Annotated in this window: 16 protein-coding genes and 4 pseudogenes; 18 read left to right on the top strand and 2 right to left on the bottom strand. The window is 69.6% G+C overall.

Going from position 1 to position 20703, the window contains the following annotated elements; all coding sequences use genetic code 11:
- Positions 1-8 precede the first annotated feature (8 nt).
- The 6 genes and pseudogenes from K1X59_RS18690 (at position 9) to K1X59_RS18675 (ending at position 7258) form a co-directional block, all read left to right on the top strand.
- Complete coding sequence (locus K1X59_RS18690) at positions 9-1973, top strand: M13 family metallopeptidase (RefSeq protein WP_183151145.1); 1965 nt, start codon at positions 9-11, stop codon at positions 1971-1973.
- A 112-nt stretch (positions 1974-2085) separates the two neighbouring features.
- On the top strand, positions 2086-3051 hold the full coding sequence (locus K1X59_RS18685; protein ID WP_183151144.1) for a serine hydrolase: 966 nt from the start codon (positions 2086-2088) through the stop codon (positions 3049-3051).
- Between the two features lie 124 nt (positions 3052-3175).
- A complete protein-coding gene (locus K1X59_RS18680; RefSeq protein WP_258566934.1) occupies positions 3176-3451 on the top strand; it encodes a hypothetical protein in 276 nt (91 codons plus the stop codon).
- Complete coding sequence (locus tag K1X59_RS22020; protein WP_258566933.1) at positions 3445-3570, top strand: hypothetical protein; 126 nt, start codon at positions 3445-3447, stop codon at positions 3568-3570. The genes K1X59_RS18680 and K1X59_RS22020 overlap by 7 nt, the downstream gene beginning before the upstream one ends.
- A gap of 90 nt (positions 3571-3660) precedes the next feature.
- Positions 3661-4719: pseudogene (locus K1X59_RS22015) on the top strand (aspartate aminotransferase family protein); the annotation flags it as partial.
- Between the two features lie 241 nt (positions 4720-4960).
- Positions 4961-7258 carry a M81 family metallopeptidase gene (locus tag K1X59_RS18675; RefSeq protein WP_220173710.1) on the top strand — a complete coding sequence of 766 codons (2298 nt, stop codon included), beginning with the start codon at positions 4961-4963 and terminating at the stop codon, positions 7256-7258.
- Positions 7259-7286: 28 nt separating this feature from the next.
- Here the strand turns inward: K1X59_RS18675 and K1X59_RS18670 are convergent, their stop codons facing one another.
- Both K1X59_RS18670 and K1X59_RS22990 read right to left on the bottom strand, forming a co-directional pair.
- Positions 7287-8249, bottom strand: coding sequence for an acetylxylan esterase (locus K1X59_RS18670; RefSeq protein WP_183151141.1), 963 nt, complete (start codon positions 8247-8249; stop codon positions 7287-7289).
- 100 nt (positions 8250-8349) lie between these two features.
- Positions 8350-9303, bottom strand: a pseudogene (locus K1X59_RS22990) (Gfo/Idh/MocA family protein); the annotation flags it as partial.
- 91 nt (positions 9304-9394) lie between these two features.
- Here K1X59_RS22990 and K1X59_RS18655 point away from each other — a divergent pair.
- The 12 genes and pseudogenes from K1X59_RS18655 to K1X59_RS18595 all read left to right on the top strand — a co-directional run bounded on the left by K1X59_RS18655 (position 9395) and on the right by K1X59_RS18595 (position 20682).
- Entirely contained in the window at positions 9395-10192 is a 798-nt protein-coding gene (locus tag K1X59_RS18655; RefSeq protein ID WP_183151139.1) for an SDR family oxidoreductase, read from the top strand.
- Between the two features lie 78 nt (positions 10193-10270).
- Positions 10271-10885 (top strand): annotated as a pseudogene (locus tag K1X59_RS22985) (MBL fold metallo-hydrolase); the annotation flags it as partial.
- 112 nt (positions 10886-10997) lie between these two features.
- Complete coding sequence (locus K1X59_RS18645) at positions 10998-11750, top strand: SDR family NAD(P)-dependent oxidoreductase (protein WP_220173709.1); 753 nt, start codon at positions 10998-11000, stop codon at positions 11748-11750.
- A gap of 33 nt (positions 11751-11783) precedes the next feature.
- A complete protein-coding gene (locus K1X59_RS18640; protein ID WP_183151137.1) occupies positions 11784-12704 on the top strand; it encodes a dihydrodipicolinate synthase family protein in 921 nt (306 codons plus the stop codon).
- A 24-nt stretch (positions 12705-12728) separates the two neighbouring features.
- Positions 12729-13826, top strand: a complete 1098-nt coding sequence (locus tag K1X59_RS18635; protein ID WP_258566931.1) for a sialidase family protein — start codon at positions 12729-12731, stop codon at positions 13824-13826.
- Between the two features lie 173 nt (positions 13827-13999).
- A complete protein-coding gene (locus K1X59_RS18630) occupies positions 14000-15583 on the top strand; it encodes an ABC transporter substrate-binding protein (RefSeq protein ID WP_183151135.1) in 1584 nt (527 codons plus the stop codon).
- An 89-nt stretch (positions 15584-15672) separates the two neighbouring features.
- The gene (locus K1X59_RS18625; protein ID WP_183151134.1) at positions 15673-16632 is read left to right on the top strand and encodes an ABC transporter permease; all 960 of its coding nucleotides are present in this window, start codon (positions 15673-15675) and stop codon (positions 16630-16632) included.
- Positions 16633-16641: 9 nt separating this feature from the next.
- Entirely contained in the window at positions 16642-17538 is an 897-nt protein-coding gene (gene opp4C, locus K1X59_RS18620; protein ID WP_220173707.1) for an oligopeptide ABC transporter permease, read from the top strand.
- Complete coding sequence (locus tag K1X59_RS18615; protein ID WP_183151133.1) at positions 17535-18533, top strand: ABC transporter ATP-binding protein; 999 nt, start codon at positions 17535-17537, stop codon at positions 18531-18533. Before opp4C ends, K1X59_RS18615 begins: the two co-directional genes overlap by 4 nt.
- Positions 18530-19381, top strand: a complete 852-nt coding sequence (locus tag K1X59_RS18610) for an ABC transporter ATP-binding protein (protein WP_220173706.1) — start codon at positions 18530-18532, stop codon at positions 19379-19381. The genes K1X59_RS18615 and K1X59_RS18610 overlap by 4 nt, the downstream gene beginning before the upstream one ends.
- 23 nt (positions 19382-19404) lie before the next feature.
- Positions 19405-20486 (top strand): annotated as a pseudogene (locus tag K1X59_RS18605) (pyridoxal-phosphate dependent enzyme).
- The gene (locus tag K1X59_RS18595; RefSeq protein ID WP_183151130.1) at positions 20479-20682 is read left to right on the top strand and encodes a hypothetical protein; all 204 of its coding nucleotides are present in this window, start codon (positions 20479-20481) and stop codon (positions 20680-20682) included. Before K1X59_RS18605 ends, K1X59_RS18595 begins: the two are co-directional and overlap by 8 nt.
- Positions 20683-20703: the final 21 nt, after the last annotated feature.

The following is a 20703-nucleotide window of genomic DNA, read 5'->3' as shown; positions in this document are numbered from 1 at the left end:
TGGTGCGCATGACTGACGTTCTTCCCGTTGGCCTCGCTCTCGACGAGTTCAGCTCCGACATCCGCCCGCAGGACGACCTGTACCGTCACGTGAACGGCGCGTGGATCGCCCGCACCGAGATCCCCGGCGACAAAGCGCGCTGGGGGTCCTTCCACCTGCTCGCCGAACAGGCCGAGAAGGATGTGCGGACGATCATCGAGGAGTCGCAGGACGCCGCGGAGGGCACGCTCGCCCGCAAGATCGGCGACCTGTTCGCGAGCTTCATGGACACCGAGCGCATCGACGCGGCCGGGGTCGCACCGCTGGCCGAGACCCTCGCCGAGATCGACGCGATCGCCGACATCCCCGCGTTCCTCCGCACGGTCGGCGCCTACGATCGGGATGGTCGTGCGGCGATCATCGGCCTCTACGTCGACGGCGACCCCGGCGACCCCGAGCGCTACCTTCCGGTGCTCGTCCAGGCCGGGCTGTCGCTGCCGGACGAGAGCTACTTCCGCCTCGACACGTTCGCCGACACCAGGGCCGCGTACCGTGCGCACCTCGAGCGGCTGCTCGACCTCGCCGGCGTCCCCGATGCCGCGCAGAACGCCGAACGTGCGATCGCGCTCGAGACCGAGCTCGCAGGACACCACTGGGACAACGTGCGCAGCCGGGACGCCGTGGCGACGTACAACCTGAAGACCTGGGACGAGCTGCAGGAGCTCGCTGGTGTCGACCTCGTCCCGTGGCGTGATGCCGTCTCGCCGTCGAACCCCGCCGCCTTCGACGAGGTGGTCGTGTCGCAGCCGAGCTTCTTCGAGGGCCTCGGGGCGCTGCTGACCGCCGAGCACCTCGATGACTGGAAGGCGTGGCTCCGATCCAAGGCCGTGCATGCGGCGGCCCCGTACCTCACCGACGACCTCGTGCAGGAGAACTTCTCCTTCTACGGCACCGAGCTCACCGGCGTCCCCACCATCCGGGAGCGCTGGAAGCGCGGCGTCTCCCTGACGGAAGGCGCCCTGGGCGAGGCGATCGGCAAGGTCTACGTCGAGCGGCACTACCCGCCGACGGCCAAGGCCGCGATGGACGAGCTGGCCGCGAACCTCGTCGAGGCCTATCGCCGGAGCATCACCGACCTCGAGTGGATGACGCCCGAGACGCGGGAGCGTGCACTCGCGAAGCTCGACGCGTTCACCCCGAAGATCGGTCACCCCGAGGTGTGGCGCGACTACAGCACCCTCGAGATCGACCGGGCCGACCTGTTCGGCAATGTGCGCAGGGCGTCGATCTTCGAGCATGACCGCAACGTCGACAAGGTCGGCAAGCCCATCGACCGCGCGGAGTGGCACATGCCCCCGCAGATGGTCAACGCCTACTACAACCCGTCGATGAACGAGATCGTGTTCCCCGCGGCCATCCTGCAGTACCCGTTCTTCGACGCCGGGCGCGACGCGGCAGCGAACTACGGCGGCATCGGCGCGGTGATCGGCCACGAGATCGGTCACGGCTTCGACGATCAGGGCAGCCGCTACGACGGTGAAGGGCGCTTGCAGGACTGGTGGACCGATGCCGACCGCGCCGCGTTCGAGGAGCGGACCACCGCGCTCATCGCGCAGTACGACGCCCTTGTTCCGGAGGGCCTCGACGCCGAGCATCACGTCAACGGCGCCCTCACGATCGGCGAGAACATCGGCGACCTCGGCGGCCTCGGGATCGCGCTCAAGGCGTACGAGCTCTCGCTGGGCGGCGCGGAGGCTCCCGTCATCGACGGATACACCGGCGTGCAGCGTCTGCTGCTCTCGTGGGCGCAGGTGTGGCAGCAGAAGAGCCGCGACGCCGAGACGCTGCGACTGCTGACGATCGACCCGCACTCGCCGAACGAGTTCCGCTGCAACCAGATCGTGCGCAACATCGATGCGTTCTACGAGGCGTTCGGCGTCACCGAGGCCGATGCGCTGTGGCTCCCTGCCGCGTCGCGAGTGACCATCTGGTGACCGATCGGCGCACTCTGTGAGTCATCCCCCGGCGGTGGGGTTACGATATCCCTGCCGCTGGGGAGCGCATCCCCTCGGCATCCCGCAAATCCCCCCTCCTTAAGGATCACGCGTGGGCGCTTTCGAGCCTGGTGAAGGGTTCCGCAACTCCTCGGGCCCCGAGTCTCTCGGTGCCGCGCAGGAGTCCTCTCCCGCGGGTCGCCGTTCCCAGCGCACGAGTCGTCGCCTGCCGCGTCGAGCAGCGCTCGGTCGCCGGTCGTTCACGTCGACGCTGCGTTCGCTGGAGGAGCTGGTCGAGGCCGGGGCGCAGGTGTCGGTGCACGTCGTCGACCTCGACAGCCACGTGCACGTACTCGCGGGCGACGATCATGTGACCATGCCCGTCGCGGGCCTCGGCGTCGTGCCCCTGCTCATCGAGGTCGCCGCCGGGTTCGAGAACGGGACCCTCGACCCGTTCGAGATCGTGGAGCGCTCCGATGTGGATGCCGTCGAGACCTCCGGCCTGTGGCGTCACCTGCATGCACCGGCGCTTCCTCTCGAGGATCTCGCCGTCCTCGCCGCGACAGCGGGCGACCCGATCGCCGTGAACGCCCTGCTGCAGAAGGTCGGGCACGACCGGGTGCGCGCACGTATCGATGCGTTGGGGCTGCGTCGCACGGCGCTGCTCGACCGCTTCCGCGACCGACGTGGACCGGACGACGCGCCCCAGGTGGCCGTGGGGTCTGCGCGCGAACTCGCCGGACTCTTCTCGGCCCTCGTGAACTCGCAGGTCGTCGACGCCGCGGTCAGCGCGCAGGTGTCGGAGTGGCTGAGTCTCAATCAGGACCTCAGCCTCGTGGCGTCGGCGACCGGACTCGACCCGTTCGCCCACGACCACGACGCCCACGGACTCCTCTTCGTGAACAAGACGGGTCGCGACCGTGGTGTCCGTGCCGAGGCTGGCGTCCTCGCCGGCCCCAGGGCCGGGGTCGCCTACGCGCTGATCGTGTGCTTCGACGACCTGTCCATCACGCACCGGCTCCGGGCGCACGACGTCTTCCGCGTCCTCGGCGTCGAACTCATGGAGTACACGCACTAGCTGTCGGCTCCACCCTCCTGGGTCCACGCACGCACGCCGCATCAGGCAATCACGCCGCATCAGGCAGGATGCGCGCGAATCGGCCTGTTCTCGTGCGTTCGCCTGCTCTCGCTAGCATCGGAGGATGCCGCGACCAGACTGGACCCCGCATCGCCGCGACGACGGAGAACTGCTCGGGTGGATCCACCCGGAGGGCGACGACTGGGTCGCCGTCGATGTGCTCGGCAGATCGGTGTCCGCGCCGTCCGCGTGGCTCGACGCCGAGGCGGCGCTGGAAGACCACGGCATCGCCTGGCTCGCCGACCCGTGGATGCTCGAGGGCGAGGGTGCGCGTCCGCTGCGGGTGCGCATCCTCGAAGTCACCCCGATGAGGAGGGTGCGCCCGGACGCATCGTGGTGAAGGTGGACGACTTCGGCGACATGACCCGCCCGGCCACCGCGCAGTTCGTCCTCGCCTGGCCGATCCCCGCCCGGCTGCGTCCGCCCCAGGACGGCGACCCCGACCCGCGCGTGCTCTGACCTCGCGCGCAGTTGACGCCGTCGAGGTCGGCTGTCTAGTGTTTATGAAACACCTAGTTGCACTAGACAAAACGTGAGGGACTGCTCCATATGCCGATCACCGAATGGCCTGCTTCCCGCGCAGCATGGGAGCGAGCCCGGAACTCGCTCAGCGGCGGCGTCGCGACGGCGCTCCGCGCGAGCGCCCGACCGCACCCGATCTACTTCCGTGGCGGTGCCGGGGCGATCCTCACCGACATCGACGGCAACGACTACCACGACTACGTGCTCGGCTGGGGCCCGAACATCCTCGGCCACGGCAATCCTCGCCTGGTCGCCGCCGTGCAGGAGCAGATCGTCCGAGGAGCGACGTACGGGTCCGGCCATCACCTCGAGTACGAAGTCGCCGAGCAGCTGCTCGAAGCATTTCCTGGAATGGAGCGGGTGCTGTGGTCCAACACCGGCACCGAAGCCGACCTGGCGGCGCTGCGGATCGTGCGTGCCGCGACGGGTCGCGATCACTTCGTCAAGTTCGGCGGCCACTACCACGGCTGGTCCGACCCGATGCTCGTGGGCTATCGTCCGGGCGATGCCTCGATGGGCGCCGTGGAGAGCCGAGGGCAGCTCGGCAGCTCGGCGGACTACGCGCACACCCTCCCGTGGGGAGACCTCGCGGCTCTCGAGTCGTTCCTCGCGTCGCGCGATGACATCGCGGCGGTGTTCCTGGAGCCCGTGCTGTGCAACTCCGGGGTGATCGAGCCGCCCGTCGGTTTCCTCGAAGGCGTCAGGAGGGTCTGCGACGAGCGGGGGCTGGTGCTCGTGTTCGACGAGGTCATCACCGGTCTGCGCATCGCGCGCGGCGGTGCGGTCGAACGCTACGGGGTGATCCCCGACATCGTCGTGCTGGCGAAGGCGGTCGCCGGCGGGCTCACTCTGTCGGCGCTCCTCGGGAAGGCGCGCTATCTCGACCTCACGCTCGAGGGGGTCACGCACGCCGGAACCTACAACGGCAACCCGCTCGTGCTCGCAGCGGCCGCCGCCACCCTGGCCGAGCTCTCTGCTCCCGGTGCCTTCGACGAGCTGGAGAGGCTCGGCAGCCGGCTCGCCTCAGGACTGCGGGAGGCTCTGACCCGGCACGGCATCGTCGCCGCAGTCAACCAGGTCGGTCCCGTCGTGCAGGTCGGACTCGGCGTGGCGGCGATCACCGACTTCGACGACTTCCGCAGGACCGACCAGGAGGGGTACGCCGACCTCCTGGTCGAGCTGCTCCGTCGGGGGTCTTCGCGGTTCCTGGTGGGCGATGGTACCTCTCCACCGCGCACGACGAGGCTCTGGTCGACGAGACGCTCGCCAGGGTCGACGAGGCGATCGCGGCGTTCGCGGCCGGTCGACGGTGACATCGCACCCACGGGTGGCGGTCCTCGCCGTCTACCACGAGACCAACACCTTCTCACCCCTGCGCACCGGCCTCGACGCCTTCGCCCGGCGCTGGTACCGCGGGTCGCAGATCGTCACCGCGTTCGAGGGCACCAGGACGATGATCGGCGGGTTCCTCGACGGCGCCACAGCGGCGGGCCTGGAACCTGTGCCCCTGTTCGCGACCTTCGCCACGCCCTCCGGCACGGTCGAGCGAGCGGCATTCGAGGCGATCAGGGCCGAGCTGCGGTCGGCTCTGATCGCGGCGGACGAGATCGACGGCGTGCTGTTCGAGGTGCACGGCGACCTCTTCGTCGACGGGGAGCATGATGCCGAGGAATCCCTTGTCCAGCTCGTGCGGGCGATGCTCCCCGGCCGACCCGTCGCGATCGCACTCGACATGCACGCGAACATGGCGGCGCCTCGACTCCGCGACGTCGAGATCGTGATCGGCTACCGCACCAACCCCACGTCGACACGTATGAGCGCGGGTATCGATGCGGCACGGATGCTCGCGCCGCTGCTGCATGGCGATCCGGTGCCGCACCGGGCGCATCGTGGGCTTCCGCTCGTCGCTGCCCCGGCGGCGCAGCGGACCGAGGACGAGCCGCTGCGCTCGCTCTGGGAGCTGGCAGAACGGATCGAAGCTCGTCCGGGGATCCGCAACGCCACCGTGCACGGGGGCTACGCGTACGCCGACACCGCTTTCACGGGAATGGGATTCCAGGTCACGGCCGATGTGGATCACGCCGAGGACGCCGAGGGCGCTGCCGACGAGCTGCTCGATCTCGCGACCAGGACGGCGCCCCTCTTCCGACGGGACCTGCCGGGGGCAGCGGAGGCCGTGCGGCTCGCGCTGGGAGCTGCCGGGGTTCAGGTGATCGCCGACACCGGGGACAACATCAACGGCGGGTCACCGGGAGACACCACGTGGCTCGCGCACGAGGCGAGCGCTCATCCGGGACGGCGGTTCCTCGGGACCATCGCGGATCCGCGTGCGCTCGCTCTGCTTCAGGAAGCGGGCGAGGGGGCCACGACAGGGGTCCGTCTCGGGGGATGGGCGTCGCCGCGATCCGGGCCGCCGCTCGACCTCGAGGTCGAGGTGCTCAGAGTGACCGACGGCGTGTTCGCCAACACAGGTCCCATGGCCACCGGCGTTCAGGTGAGCATGGGTGGCGCGGCCTGGGTGCGCGCAGGCGGACTGGACCTCGTCGTGCAAGGCGAGGCGCGGCAGCCCAACGACCCCCATCTGTTCGGCAGCATGGGGATCGACGTCGGCGCGTACGACGTCCTCCTGCTCAAAGGTGCCGCGGCGCTGCGTGCCGGATGGGCGCCGCTCGTCTCCGGTTTCGTGGACGCGGGTACACCGGGGAGACCGACTCCGTGCTCGAGCGACTGGACTACCGGAGGTCGCGTCCGCAGCTCCCGTGATCCCTGGCGGCGCGGGGCGCGGGGGGTACGATGGAGCACCGCGGTCGGGCTCTCCCGGCCGGACTCGCCCAGGAGAGAAGAGCACACGGTGGCCCCAGAGGCGTCGACCCCGAGCAGGTACTCGATTCGAGCGGTCGACCGGGTGTGCGATGTCCTCGATCTCGTGCGCGCCAGCTCGGAAGGGGTCTCGCTGCTCACGGTCACGACCGAAACGGGCATGCCGAAGAGCACGGCCTTCCGGTACCTGACCGTGCTGGAGGAACGCAGCTTCGTCGAGCGGGATGCCGACACCTCGCTCTACCGGCTGGGCCTCGCGTTCCAGGCCCCCGACTCGGTGGGGTTGGAGCGGCTCAAGCGCCTCGCGGAATCACGCCTCACCCGGCTCCGTGACGACCTCGGTCTCACCGTGAACCTCGGCTACCTCGAAGGCGGTCAGGTCGTGCACGCGCTGGTGTACGAGAGTCCGCGTCAGATGCGACTCGCGGCGCGGGTGGGCGAGCGCAGCCTCATCCACTCGACGGCGCTGGGTAAGGTCATGGTCGCGGTGCGCGGCGAGGAGTCGGTGCGCTCGATCCTCGCGATGCACGGCATGCCGCGATACACCGAGAAGACCATCACCGACCCCGACGCCTACTTGGCAGAACTCGCCGAGGTGCGCGAGCGAGGCTATGCGATGGACGAGTCGGAGAACCAGATCGGCGGTCGCTGCGTCGCCGTCGCTCTGCAGGGCACGGCGATCCCGGCCGGCCTGAGCGTGAGCGCCCCGGACACCCAGCTGCCCCTCGACGAGGTGCCGAACGTGGTCTCGCAGCTCTCCCGTGTCGCCAAAGCGCTCACGAAGGAGCTGGGCAGCCCCGCCTGAGCCCCTGTACGCGTCGCTGCTGCCGGGGTCAGGTCAGCAGTCGTCGAAGTGTCGCGAGCGCGTTCGCATCCGACGTCGAGCCTCCGCCTTCGTGACCGTTGAAGGGCCAGACCTCGATCTCCTTCGGGCCGCGCCATTCGTGGAAAGCACCGAACACGGTCGACGGCGGGCACGTCGCGTCCATGAGTCCCGCGCTGAAGGTCGCCGCCACGGTGCCGCGGCGCGCGAGGTTGACGCCGTCGAAGTAGGCGAGCGTGCGGCGGACGGTGGCGGCCTCCTCGCGGTGCACGGCGAGGAAGCGCGTGATCTCGCTGTACGGCGGCTCGTCGTTGAGGCCGAGCGCCCGCGGGAAGTCGCACAGGAACGGCACCTGGGCGATCACGACCTTGACGTCGGCGGCGAGTGCTCCTGCCGCGAGCGCGAGACCGCCGCCCTGACTGCGGCCCAGTACGCCCACCCGCTGCGGATCGACCTCCGCCATGGTGCGGACGGCGTCGACCGCCAGCACCGCATCGGCATAGAGCCGGCGGTAGTAGTAGGTGCGCGGATCCTGGATGCCCCGGGTCATGACTCCGGGGAACTGCGGCCCCGTGCCGTGGCGGTCGTCGGTCGCACCGACCTTCCACGACGAACCCTGACCGCGGGTGTCCATCGTGAGGTGGGCGAACCCGGCACTCGCCCACAGCAGATCGTCCGTCGCATGTCCGCGACCACCTCCGTAACCGACGTACTGCACCACTGCGGGGAGGGGGCCTCGTGCACCACGGGGGACGCGCAGCCAGGCCCGCACCGGATCGCCGAGGTAGCCGGAGAACGTGACGTCGTACACCGACAGTGTCGCGAGGCCGGTGTCGACGATCTCCCGTCGCGGCGTCCACGCGGCCTGACGGCTCTCCCTGAGGGTTTCCGACCAGAAGGCGTCGAAGTCCTCCGGTTCCTGCTGCGCGCTCCGGTACGCGCGCAGCTCGGGTTCGGCGAGATCCGTGAACATGCTGTCCCTTCGGGTCGCGGTCAGGGGTCGAGGCGTCGACGGCGGTCCAGCGGTCCTCGGCCGCCGAGCGGATGAGGGCCTCCGCCGTGCTGAGGGCCGCGAGCCCGTCGTCCAGACTCACTCGGGGCGTCACGGTGCGGTCGGCCGCGAGGTCGAGCAGATGCGCAGCCTGCCGGGCGAGCGGTTCGGCCGGCGACTCGGCGAGGTCGTGGTGACGTTCCAGGTTCTCGCCCGCACGGCGCACCGAGATCGTGCCGCGGGCGATGTCGGCGAACAGCGTGCCGCCGCTGCCGACCACGTGGAGCGTGCGCGTGCCGCGCTGGTCGACGTAGTCGAGGTGCGCGGCGCCGACGATGCCGCTCTGATGCCGCAGCAGCGCATCGACGAGGTTGGGTGATTCGACATGCGGCACGTGGTCAACGGTGCGGGCGGTTGCCACGACGTCGGCGACGGGTCCGAAGATCCACCGCAGGTAGTCCCACTCGTGCGAGTAGTCACGGTAGAGCCGGTCGGCGGATGCCGTGGCGAAGCGGGAAGCTGCCGCGGGGATCGTCCCATAGGCGCCGAGCATCACCTGGAACGAGACGGGATGGCCGATCTCGCCGTCGAGGATCATCCGTCGGGCGGTCTCGACCACGCGTCGATGCCGCAGCACATAGCCGACGAGCACGGGTGCGGCGGACGCGCGCAGCGACGGGAGGGCGGCGGCCAGTGCGGTCGAGGATTCCGCGACCGGCTTCTCCACCAGCGTCGGGATGCCCCGGAGCGAGGCGGCGGACAGCTGCGAGATGTGCACGTGGTCGGGGCCGGCGATGATGAGGGCGTCGGGGTCGCCGTCGACGAGTGCGTCGAAGCTCGTCGTGACCTCATCCACGAGACCTTGCGAGAGCGCCTCCTCCCGCATCTCCTGGCTGGGGTCGAAGGCGACGATCCGCGTGCCGGCGCTCCGGCGCAGCGCCTGGGCGTGCTGGCGGGCGATCGATCCGAGGCCGCTCAGGGCCACACGACGGGTCTGATGCACGGGGGTCCTTCCGGGGCTTCCGAACTGTTTCATTCTATGGAATGATTTTCACCACTCTATGAGACACATTGATATCGCGTCCCCCGGGGCGCTGTCAATCGGCCCTCCTGAAAGGATCGACCCCTTGTCTGCATCGCCCTCCTCCTTCCTCGATCGGTTCTCGCTGCGCGGGAGATCGGTCGTCGTCACCGGCGCCGGCGGCCTCTACGGGAGCCTCTTCGCCCGTGCCCTCGCCGAGGCGGGCGCCCACGTCGTCGTGACCTCGCGCGAAGAGGAGCGTGCGGAGCATTCGGCCGACGCCCTGCGCGCAGACGGACTGGAGGCGTCGGCGATGTCGCTCGACCTGGCAAGCGCAGAGAGCACCGCACGCTTCGCCTCGACGTTCCTCGAGCGGTTCGGTGCGCCGGACGTGCTGGTCAACAACGCCGTCCATCGCGCGGGGGGAGGTCTGTTCGAGACGAGCATCGACGACTGGGAGTCGACGTCAGCGGTGAACTCCCGTGGACTGTTCCACATCACGCAGTCCCTCGCGAAGGGGATGGCGGATCGGGGGTCGGGATCGATCATCAACATCGGATCGATCTACGGCGTGGTCGCCCCCGACTTCTCGATCTACGAGGGGACCGGCATGACGATGCCGGTCTTCTACTCGTTCGACAAGGCGGGCATGGTCGGCTTCACGCGGTACCTCGCCGCTGCCCTCGGTCCCCTCGGTGTGCGCGCCAACTGCATCTGCCCCGGCGGATTGCGGTCGGAGGGCCAGGATGAGCGGTTCGTCGACGCCTACGAGCGCCGCGTGCCGCTGCGCCGACTCGCCGACGAGGACGACGTGACCGGGACGCTCGTGTACCTGGCCTCGGATGCGGCCTCGTACGTCACCGGCGCGGTCATCCCCGTCGACGGCGGCTGGTCGTCGATGTGATTTCTCTTGACACCGGCGACGTCGGCCGACAGACTGCATGGAAATGAAACGGAGAGTTTCATTTGAAGGGAGCCTCCAGTGCAGCTGACCGCCGACTGCACGCTCGTCGCGAGCGGCTATCTCGGATTCGGGATCAGCGATCCATGGGATGGGCATGCCTACCTGCTCGCCTCGGGCAGTGAGGCGGTGCTCATCGACACCGGTGCCGGACGTGCGCCGGAGCAGCTGCTCGCCCGCGTCCGCACCGCTCTCGAAGGGCGCACGCTGGTAGGCATCCTCGTGACCCACGGGCACGTCGACCACTCGGGCGGTACCGCCGATCTGGCGGGCGGGCTCGGCGCGCCCGTCTTCGCCTCGGCGCTCACGGCGCAGCGGCTCGCCGTCGCCGACGAGGAGGCCATCGGTCTGCCGGAAGCGCGTCGGAAGGGCGTGTATCCCGCGGATCAGGTGCTGCGCGCCGTCGCCGGCGTCGAGGTGGCCGAGAGGATCGCGGTCGGCTCGGTCGTCGTGCATGCGGTGCCGACGCCCGGTCACAGCGCCGACCACACCGCGTACCTCGCCGAGCTTCCGAGCGCGCGTGCACTCTTCAGCGGCGATCTGGTCTTCGCGCAGGGGAGGACCGCCGTGCTCGACACTCCGGACACGGACGAGGTCGCCTACCTCCGCAGCCTCCGCGCCGTCGACGAGCTCGGCGTCGCGCAGCTCTTCCCGGACACGGGGCCGTCGCGCTCAGTGCGGGTGACCAGCACATCCGGGCAGCCGTCGCGGCCTACGCGCAGGGCGGGCGACCGGCGGGACTCGTCGCATGACCGCGCTCGCAGGGCGCCGGGTGCTCGTCACGGGCGGGGCGACCGGCATCGGGGCGGCGATCAGCGCTGCGCTCCTCGAGGCGGGAGCCCGTGTCGTGGTGGCGCAGCGCACCAGGGCCGAGCTCGACGACGCCCTCACCGCTTCCGGTCTCGGCGATCGGGTCGATGGTGTCGTGGCGGACCTCTCGGAGGCGGGGACCGCCGAGCGCGTGGTCGATCACGCGGCCGACATCCTCGGAGGTCTCGACGGCCTCGTCAACAACGCGGCCGTCACCGGGCCGCCCGCCCATCGCGCGCTGCTCGACGTCGACGACGACTACCTCGACGGCATGCTGGCCGTGAATCTCGGCGCCGCGATCCGGTGCAGCGCGGCCGCGGCCCGGCACATGATCGCGGCGGGTGGCGGAGTCATCGTCAGCACCGCGTCCGTCCTCGCTCACACCGCCGCGCCGGCCGCCGCGGTGTACTCGGCCACCAAGGCAGGGCTTCTCGGATTCACGCGGAGCGCGGCTCTCGAGCTCGCTCCGCACGGCATCCGCGTGCTCACCGTCTCGCCGGGCGACATCGACACGCCCTCCAGCGTCGCACCGCCGAGTCCGCCCGATCAGCGCGCGGTGCGCACACCCGCGGCCGGACGTCGCGGACACCCCGAGGAGATCGGCGCGGTCGTGCGATTCCTCCTGAGCGCGGACGCTGGATACCTCACCGGAACCGACATCCTCGTCGACGGCGGCTTCCTCCTCTCCTGACCTCCACCACCCAACCCGACCTTGGAGTCTCACATGACAACCCGTGACGCGCTGCCCTCTGGAATCGTCACTCCTCTCGTCACCTTCCTCACCCCCGACGGCGAACCCGACGCCGCGGCGATGAACGTCCTCACCGAGGCGCAGATCTCCGCCGGTATCCACGGTCTCCTGGCCGTTGGCTCGACCGGGGAGCTCGGTTCGCTCACGCCTGCTCGTCGCGCCAGGACCATCGAGGCCGTCGTCGATGCCGCGGCCGGACGCGTCCCGGTCTGGGGCGGTGTCGCAGGACTCGGCACGGACGAAGCCGTCGTCGCCGCGCGCGATGCGGTCGCCGCCGGTGCCGATGCCGTGCTCGTGCTCCCTCCGCTGTTCTTCGACTCCAGCGACAGCGAACTGGAGCGGCACTTCTCGCTCGTCGCCGCAGCGGTCGATGTGCCGGTGGTCGCCTACGACGTACCGCCGCGCACGCCGAGGAAGCTCCCGGCCGGCGTCATCGCCCGGCTCGCAACCGACGGCGCGCTGGCAGGCGTCAAGGACTCATCGGGCGACCTGACCGCGGGGCGGCTCTTGGTGGAGGCGGTCTCGGGCATCGAGGGGTTCCGCACCTACATCGGGTCGGAGATCACGATCGATGCGGCATTCGTCCTCGGCTTCGACGGCATCGTGCCCGGCTTCGCCAACGTGCTCCCCGGGCCCGCGGTCGCGATGTACGACGCGCACCGCGACGGCACGGCCGACGTCGATTCCGTGCGCCGATACCTGGCGCTCTTCGAGGTGCTGCGCGTGAGCCTCGACGGAGCGGGAGGCCCGGCGGCGGCGATCAACGCGCTGAAGGTCGGCGCCGCTCATGCGCTCGGTCTTCCCGTGTCTCCCGTCGCAGAGCCCTTCACGGCGCCCACCGACGGCTTCGCCTCCCGCATCCGAGGCATCGTCGACGCCGCGCGGGAGTCATGATGTCGGGCGCCCTCCGCGTCGACGATGTCGGCGTCGTCGCCGACGCGCCGGCGATGTTCCCCGCAGCGGTGCGCACCCCGAGCGCCCACGTCGTGGCCTACTCGACGGTGCCGGACGGCTGGCCGGGGGAGAGGTGCACGTCACCCGTTCGCTCGACGGCGGAGCGACCTGGACCCGCGCGGTGCCTGTCGCGGTGCCGCGGGGCGACGAGGAGGCGGTGCTCGGGGCGATCGGCATGGCGCGCTTGTCCGATGGCACGCTCCTCCTCCCGGTCAACACCGTCCGCTGGACCCCGGGGAGGGCACGGCCGGCCGCCGCATCGCCCTCCGGCTGGTGCGTTCCCGCGACGAGGGTGCGACCTGGGACGCCGGCGACGACGTGCGGATCGACTTCCACTGGCCCGCGGTCTACGGCGAGATCCTGGAGTTCGACGACGGCGAGCTTCTGTGGCCGATCTGGGGGCGGCAGCGAGCGGAGGAGAAGTGGCGCTCGGCCGTGCTGAGTTCGCGGGACGCCGGAGCGTCGTGGCGGATCGCCGGCACGATCGCCTTCGACCCCGACGCTTCTCTCACGGGTGCGTACGTCGACACCGGCAACGGCGACAGGATGGACGGCGACGAGGACACGTCGGACCCGTCATTCCGTCCCCACGACCCCACTGACGGATTCTCGGAGACCAGCGTGTGCCTGCTCGAGGACGGTCGACTCCTCGCGGTCCTGCGGCAGCAGGGCGTCGGCGGCGACGAGACGCTGCGGTTCCATCGCGCGTACTCCGCCGACAGGGGCGCGACCTGGACGCCGTACGAGCAGTTGGCGTTCTCCGGCATGTCCCCGGCTCTGGCGCGGTTCGACGACGGGCGGCTGCTGCTCGTCTCGCGGCGCTGCGCGCCGGAGGGGAGCGGGATCGAGCCGGCCGTCGAGGCCCGGGTCGGCGACCCGCAAGGGGCTACGTGGAGCGAACCCGTGGCCTTGCGGGACCCGCGTGATGGACGGCTGACCGCCGAGTACCAGTGCGGGTATCCCGCCGTCGTGCGCGAGGGCTCCGCCTTCCGGGTCTACTTCTATTCGTACGACGAGCGCAGCGGTCGCTACGTCGGCTGGAACACACTTTCGAGGCCGTGAGGTTTCAGTAAATGAAACGCGAAGTTTACAAGAATGAGACAATCACCTCTTCCCTTTGAGGAGAGGACGCGGGAGTATTGCGAAATGAAACCTGTAGTGCCGACAGATGAGACGCCGGTTCGCGGGATTCACGGAGCCACCTCCCGAAACGCATTCCGAGAAAGGTACCCGCTGTGAAGAAGAGAACACTGCTCGCGGTCGTCGCGGGCGTTGTCGCGCTCTCCTTGGCCGGCTGTTCATCGCCGAGCACGCCGAACGAGACGGGATCCCGCGATGTCAGCATCCAGCTCTACAACGCCCCCAGCACCTTCAGCCCGCTGATCCTTCAGGTCGGCGGAAACCAGCTGATCCAGACCCTGCACTGGGACAGCCTCGTCGGCGTCGACGACCAGGGTCAGTTCGAACCCCGCCTCGCTGAGAGCTGGGAGGTCAGCGACGACGCCACGGTCTGGACCTTCCATCTCCGCGAGGGCGTGAACTGGAGCGACGGCGAACCGTTCACCTCCGACGACGTCGTGTACACGCTCAACCTGATGGCCGACCCCGAGTCGGGATCGCAGATCTCGGGGGTCTTCGCCGACATCGTCGGCGCGGCCGAGGTCACGGCAGGCACGGCCGACTCCGTCAGCGGCATCGAGGCCGTCGACGACACCACGGTCACCCTCACCCTCACCCACCCCAACTCGGCGAAGATCATCGACTTCGCCGAGCCGCAGTACTTCATGCTCCCGGAGCACGTCTACGGCGAGATGCCCGTCGCCGACCTGGCGACGAACCCCGCCTTCCGGGAGCCGGAGGTCGGAATCGGCCCGTACCTGTTCTCGAAGTGGGTCACCGACGAGGAGGTCGAGTTCGTTCCGAACCCCGAGTACCGGGAAGACCTGGGCCTCGACCACGTCTACGCGAAGTTCATGGCCACAGACGCGTCTCAGGCGCAGCTGCAGACCGGTGAGATCGACTTCTCGCAGGTCGCGGCCTCCGACGCCGATCGCATCCGTGAGCTCTCCGGGGTCTCCTTCTACGAGATCGGCGGCCCCGGCATCATGGCGCTGCACAACGCATGGGACGCGGGCAAGCTGTCCGACCCGCGGGTGCGACAGGCGATCATGTATGGCATCGACCGTCAGGCCCTCGTCGACCAGGTGATCGCCGGGTACGGCGAGGTCGTCGACACCGTCCAGCACGGGCCGGACTGGGCTGTGCCCGACGATCTGGTCCACTACACCCGTGACGTCGACAAGGCCAAGGAACTCCTCGCCGAGGCCGGCTGGGACCCGGCGACCGAGGTCCGCCTCGAGATCGTCCCCGGTCCGAAGGACCGCGAGCAGGCGCTGACCATCATCGCCGGTCAACTGCAGGAGATCGGCATGAACGCCAAGGTCACTCAGTACGACAACGCGGCGCTCGGCGAAGCGATCAAGAACCGCGACTTCGACCTGCTGATCTCGGGCTACGGACTGTTCAATGTCGATCCTGCCGCTTTGAACGTGCGGCTCCTGTGCGACAACGGCGCCCTCTCCGGATACTGCAACCCCGACCTCGACGCCGCACTGCTCGCGGGCATCGCCACGACGGACCAGGACGAACGGGCGGCGGCGTATGCCGACGCGCAGCACATCATCAACACCGAGCTGCCGATCTTCCCGCTCTACGTGCCTGACACGCTGGCGGCGACCAGCGAGCGGCTCAAGGGGTTCAAGGTGAACCCGCTCCCGACGAACGCCTTCTGGAACATCGCGGAATGGACCGTCGAGTGAGCTGACACACCCATCGATCGGCGCCTCGGGCTCGATGATCCCGCGGCGCCGATCCCCGCATCCCCTCCCACTCCGAAGAAAGGGCGCACATGGCGGCTTTCCTCGTCCGTCGGCTGCTGATCTCCGTCGCCGTGCTGTTCGGCATCAGCCTCCTCCTCTTCATCCTGGTGCGCACGATGCCGGGCGATCCGGCGGAGATGATGCTCAACCCGATCGGCTTCGTGGGCGACCGTGAAGCCGCTCTCGAACGCCTGCGCGAGCAGCTCGGACTCACCCAGTCGCTCCCCGTGCAGTACGTCCGGTGGATCGGCGAGCTGCTCCAGGGCAACCTGGGCTACTCCTACACCGACGGGCGCCCGGTCGCCGTCGTCCTGTCGGAGCGTCTGGGCGCCACCGTGCGGCTCGTGAGCTTCGCGCTCGTCATCGCCCTGGTGGTCGGCATCTCGCTGGGCATCATCGCCGCCCTCCGCCGCAACACGATCGCCGACTACGGCCTCAGCTTCGTCAGCCTGATCATGATCTCGGTGCCGCCGTTCTTCGTCGCGCTGGTCGGGATCTTCGTCTTCGGACTCACCCTGCGCTGGCTGCCCACCGCCGGCATGGGGTCACCAGGAGGCGGCGGAGGATTCCTCGATGCGCTTTACTACCTGCTGCTGCCCGGCAGCATCCTCGGTCTCATGCTCGCCGGGCCGTACCTGCGCTATGCCCGGTCGAGCATGATCGAGGTGCTCGGTCAGGACTACATGACGACGGCGAGGTCGAAGGGGCTCAGCAGCGGTCGGATCGTGCTGCGTCATGGTCTGCACAACGCGCTGATCCCACTCGTCACGGTTGTCGCCCTGCAGATCCCGGTGCTGTTCGCCGGGGCCGTGATCATCGAGCAGCTGTTCTCCTGGCCGGGCGTCGGACGTATGGCGCTGGACGCCATCCTCGCGCGCAACTACCCGATCCTGATGGGTTTCGTGATGATGATCGCGCTGCTGGTGCTGCTGTGCAACCTGGTGGCCGACATCCTCTACGCGATCATCGACCCGCGGATCAGATTGTGAGGCCGTGACATGACCGATACTGTCGCAGCACCCGTCTCCTCGTCCGGCGCACCTCAGGAGCTGAGTCCGCGCAGGCTCGCCCTCCGCCGGTTCCTCCGTCATCGTCTCGCCGTCGTCGGCGCCGTCGTGCTGCTTGTCGTCGTGCTCGCCGCCGTCGTGGGGCCGCTGCTCCTCCCGTTCGATCCGAACGCCGTCGATCCGTCGGCGATCCGGCAGCCCCCGAACGCCGAACACCTCCTCGGCACCGACTCCGCCGGTCGCGACGTGCTCGCGCGTCTGCTCGCCGGTGGGCGGGTCTCGCTGCTGGTCGGACTCACGGTCGCCCTGACCGCGACCGTCATCGGACTCGTGCTCGGTGCGATCGCCGGCTTCTTCGGCGGCTGGGTCGATTCGGTGCTCAGTCGCATCACCGACGTGGTGCTGTCGTTCCCGACCCTGATCGTCGTGATCATCATCGTGGCGTTCACCGGACCCAGCATCACCACCATGATCCTCGCCGTCGGGCTCTTCGAGTGGCCGACAGCGTTCCGCATCGTGCGTGGACTCGTGCTCTCGCTCCGCGACCAGGACAGCATCAGGGCGGTGCGCGGACTCGGCGCGAGCACCGCGCACATCCTCGTCCGGCATGTCATCCCCTCGGTGATCGCCCCTCTCACGGTGGTCGCGACGATCCTGGTGGCGCAGGCGATCCTGCTCGAGGCCGGGCTGTCGTTCCTCGGACTCGGCGTTCCGCCGCCCACCGCGAGCTGGGGGAACATGCTCAACGAAGCGCAGTCGTTCACCGTCCTCCAATCGATGCCCTGGTTGTGGATACCCGCGGGATGCGCGATCGCGATCACCGTGCTCGCCGTCAACTTCATCGGCGATGGCCTCCGCGACGCCTCCGACCCGAGGAGCCACCGATGACTGACAACACCTACTTCACATCCGACCCCGTCGGCTCCCTCCTCTCGCTGCAAGACGTCGTGACCGAGTTCCGCACCGAGTCGGGAACGGTCCGTGGGGTGGACGGCGTGTCGTATGACGTGCGCCCAGGGGAGTGCCTCGGCGTGGTCGGGGAGTCGGGCTCGGGCAAGAGCGTGACCATGATGTCGGCGCTGGGTCTTCTCCCGCCATCGGCCGTCGTCCGTGGCGGGCGCGCCTACTTCTCCGGACACGACCTGCTGACGGAGTCGGAGAAGGAGCTCTCCCGTCGGCGCGGTCGCGACATCGGGGTGATCTTCCAAGACCCGATGACGGCCCTGAATCCCGTCATGACCATCGGCGAACAGATCGCCGAGTCGATCCGACGGCACGACAGGCGACTCGGCAGGCCGGCGGTCCGGGCCCGGGTGCACGAGCTGCTGAGCGACGTCGGCATCGCTGACGCCGCACGGCGGGCGAGACAGTATCCGCATCAGTTCTCCGGCGGCATGCGACAGCGCGTGATGATCGCGATCGCGATCGCCAACCGGCCGAAGCTCATCATCGCGGACGAGCCGACGACCGCGCTCGACGTGACCATCCAGGCGCAGATCCTCGACCTGCTGGTGCGCGTGCGCGACGAGGTCGATGCCGCGCTGGTGCTCATCACCCACGACCTCGGCGTGATCGCCGAGATGGCGGATCGCGTGGTGGTCATGTACGGGGGAAGGGTGGTCGAGCAGGCGCCGGTGGACGCTCTTTTCCACGACACCCGGCATCCGTATACGCAGTCGCTGCTCTCGAGCCTTCCACGGATGGATCGCAGCACCACACGTCTGGCGACCGTGGGGGCGCGCCCCGAGCTGCCACCGACCGGTACCGTCGCCCTCCCCGGGAGCGGAGCGCCCTCGGGTGACCATCGGCTTGTCCGGGTGGGCGAGGACCACTACGTCGACCCGGCCTATGCGCAGAGCGAGCGGATCGAGGTGCTGTCATGAGCGCGGACACGACCACGCCGATCCTCCTGGTGGAGGACCTCGTCAAGGAGTACCCGGGGCGTCAGCGACTGATCGGACGCGAGCGCGGAGCCGTCAAGGCGGTCCGGGGCGTGTCCTTCCACGTCGCACCCGGTGAGACCCTGGCGATCGTGGGCGAGTCCGGCTCGGGCAAGACCACCGTGGCGAAGACGATCATGGGGTTCGAGGCCCCGACCCAGGGGCGCATCGAGTTCGAGGGACGCGACATCACCCGGCTGCGCCCCGCGGCCTGGCGCCCGCTGCGCCGAGAGCTGCAGTTCGTCTTCCAGGACCCCTACGCCTCGCTCCCGAGTCGGATGCCGATCGGCGACATCATCGCGGAGCCCCTGCGGATCCACGGCGTCGGCGACCGGGACGCACGGCGGGCGCGGGTGCGCGAACTGCTCGGCCTCGTCGGGCTGCGCCCGGAGTTCGCCTCCAGGTACCCGCACGAGTTCTCCGGCGGTCAGCGGCAGCGAGTCGGCATCGCACGTGCGCTCGCCCTGGAACCGCGGATGCTCATCCTCGATGAGCCGGTCTCGGCGCTGGACGTCTCCATCCAGGCGCAGGTGATCAACCTCCTCGCCGACCTGCAGGCGGAACTGGGGCTCAGCTACCTCTTCATCGCGCACGACCTCGCCGTGGTGCGCCACATCGCCCATCGCGTCGCGGTGATGTATCTCGGCGAGGTCGTGGAGCAGGGGCCGACCGAGTCGGTGTTCGACGACCCTCAACACGATTACACGCGTCGCCTCCTGGCGTCCGTGCCGGTGCCCGATCCCCGCCTGCGGCGCCGAGGCGTCCGTCGCGAGACGGAGGTCACGACGTGAGCGCTCCCCTCCCGCGCCGGGGCATGTGGCGATTCCTCGACCGCCTGCCGATCCGCGACCCGCGACACATCGTCTCGCTCGGGGAAGGCGACACGCCCCTCCTCGACCTCAGCGACACTCTGGGGAGACGGCTCGGCCTCGGCTCGCTGCGCCTGAAGGCCGAGGACCGCAATCCGACCGGATCCTTCAAAGCCAGGATCGCGTCTGTCGCCGCCTCACTCGTGCGGCAGGACGGCCTCGCGGGCCTCGTCGGAACTTCGTCGGGAAACGGAGGAGCCGCAGCCGCCGCGTACGCCGCCGCGGCCCGGAGTCGAGCCGTCCTCTTCACCCTCTCCGACACGGTGCCGGTCAAGCTGCTCGAGATCACGGCAGCCGGAGGGACGGCGTACCGGGTCGAGGGGGTCGGCCATGATGCCGCCTCGACGGCAGCCGTGGCCGATGCCATCGCCGCAGCCGCGCGCACGAGCGGGCACTATCCGATGCTGACCGGCTTCCACTACGCGCCCGAGGCGATGAGCGGAGTCGAGACCATCGCATACGAACTCGCCGAGGAGGTGCCCGACCTCTCCGTGGTGTACGCCCCGGTCGGCGGCGGTGGTCTGCTCACAGGCCTGGGCAGGGGATTCGCCATGGAGGGCGGCTCCGTGCGCGTCGTCGGAGTGCATCCAGAGGGGCGGCGGCGCTGCCCGCAGCGCTCGGGGGCGACCTGTCCGGCATGCGGGGCCCTGTGCAGACCTCGATCTCCGGTCTGCAGATGGCGATCCTGTACGACGCCGAAGGCGCATCCCGCGCGGTGCTCTCCTCCGGCGGCCACGCGACGGCCGTGAGCGACGACGATGTGCGCAACGTGCAGGAACTGCTCGCCAGGGAGCACGGCATCCTCGTGGAGCCCGCCGGCGCCACGGCGCTCGCCGGAGTCGTCGCCGACGTCCGCTCGGGCAAGGTGGGTCGCGACGATCACGTCGCCGTGGTCCTCACCGGCGCCGGATACAAGGACGTCGAGGCGCTTCGCCGGATCGCCGGCGCGCACGAGGTCCCGGTGATCCCCGCGGATGCCGTCGCCGGCGTGCTCGCACGGCTCGCAGAGAGGCAGACGGATGAGTGACCACGGAACGGATCCGCTGGCGCGGCGGCTCTCGACCGCCGACGGGCGCATCGGCGTGGACGTATTCGAGCAGCGCGGCTGCCAAGACGGCCCGCACGTGGTGGTGCTCGGCGGCGTGCACGGTGATGAAGTCGGGGGATCGTCGCGGCAGGGGCCGTCGCCGACACCATCCGTACCCTGTGCGCCGGTCGGCTGACCGTGATCCCGGTCGCGCACG

The sequence above is a fragment of the Microbacterium sp. Se5.02b genome (assembly GCF_019464375.1).
In the GTDB taxonomy this organism is placed as follows: domain Bacteria; phylum Actinomycetota; class Actinomycetes; order Actinomycetales; family Microbacteriaceae; genus Microbacterium.
Note: the sequence above shows the minus strand (reverse complement) of the source record. Positions and strands in the feature narration are given on the sequence as shown.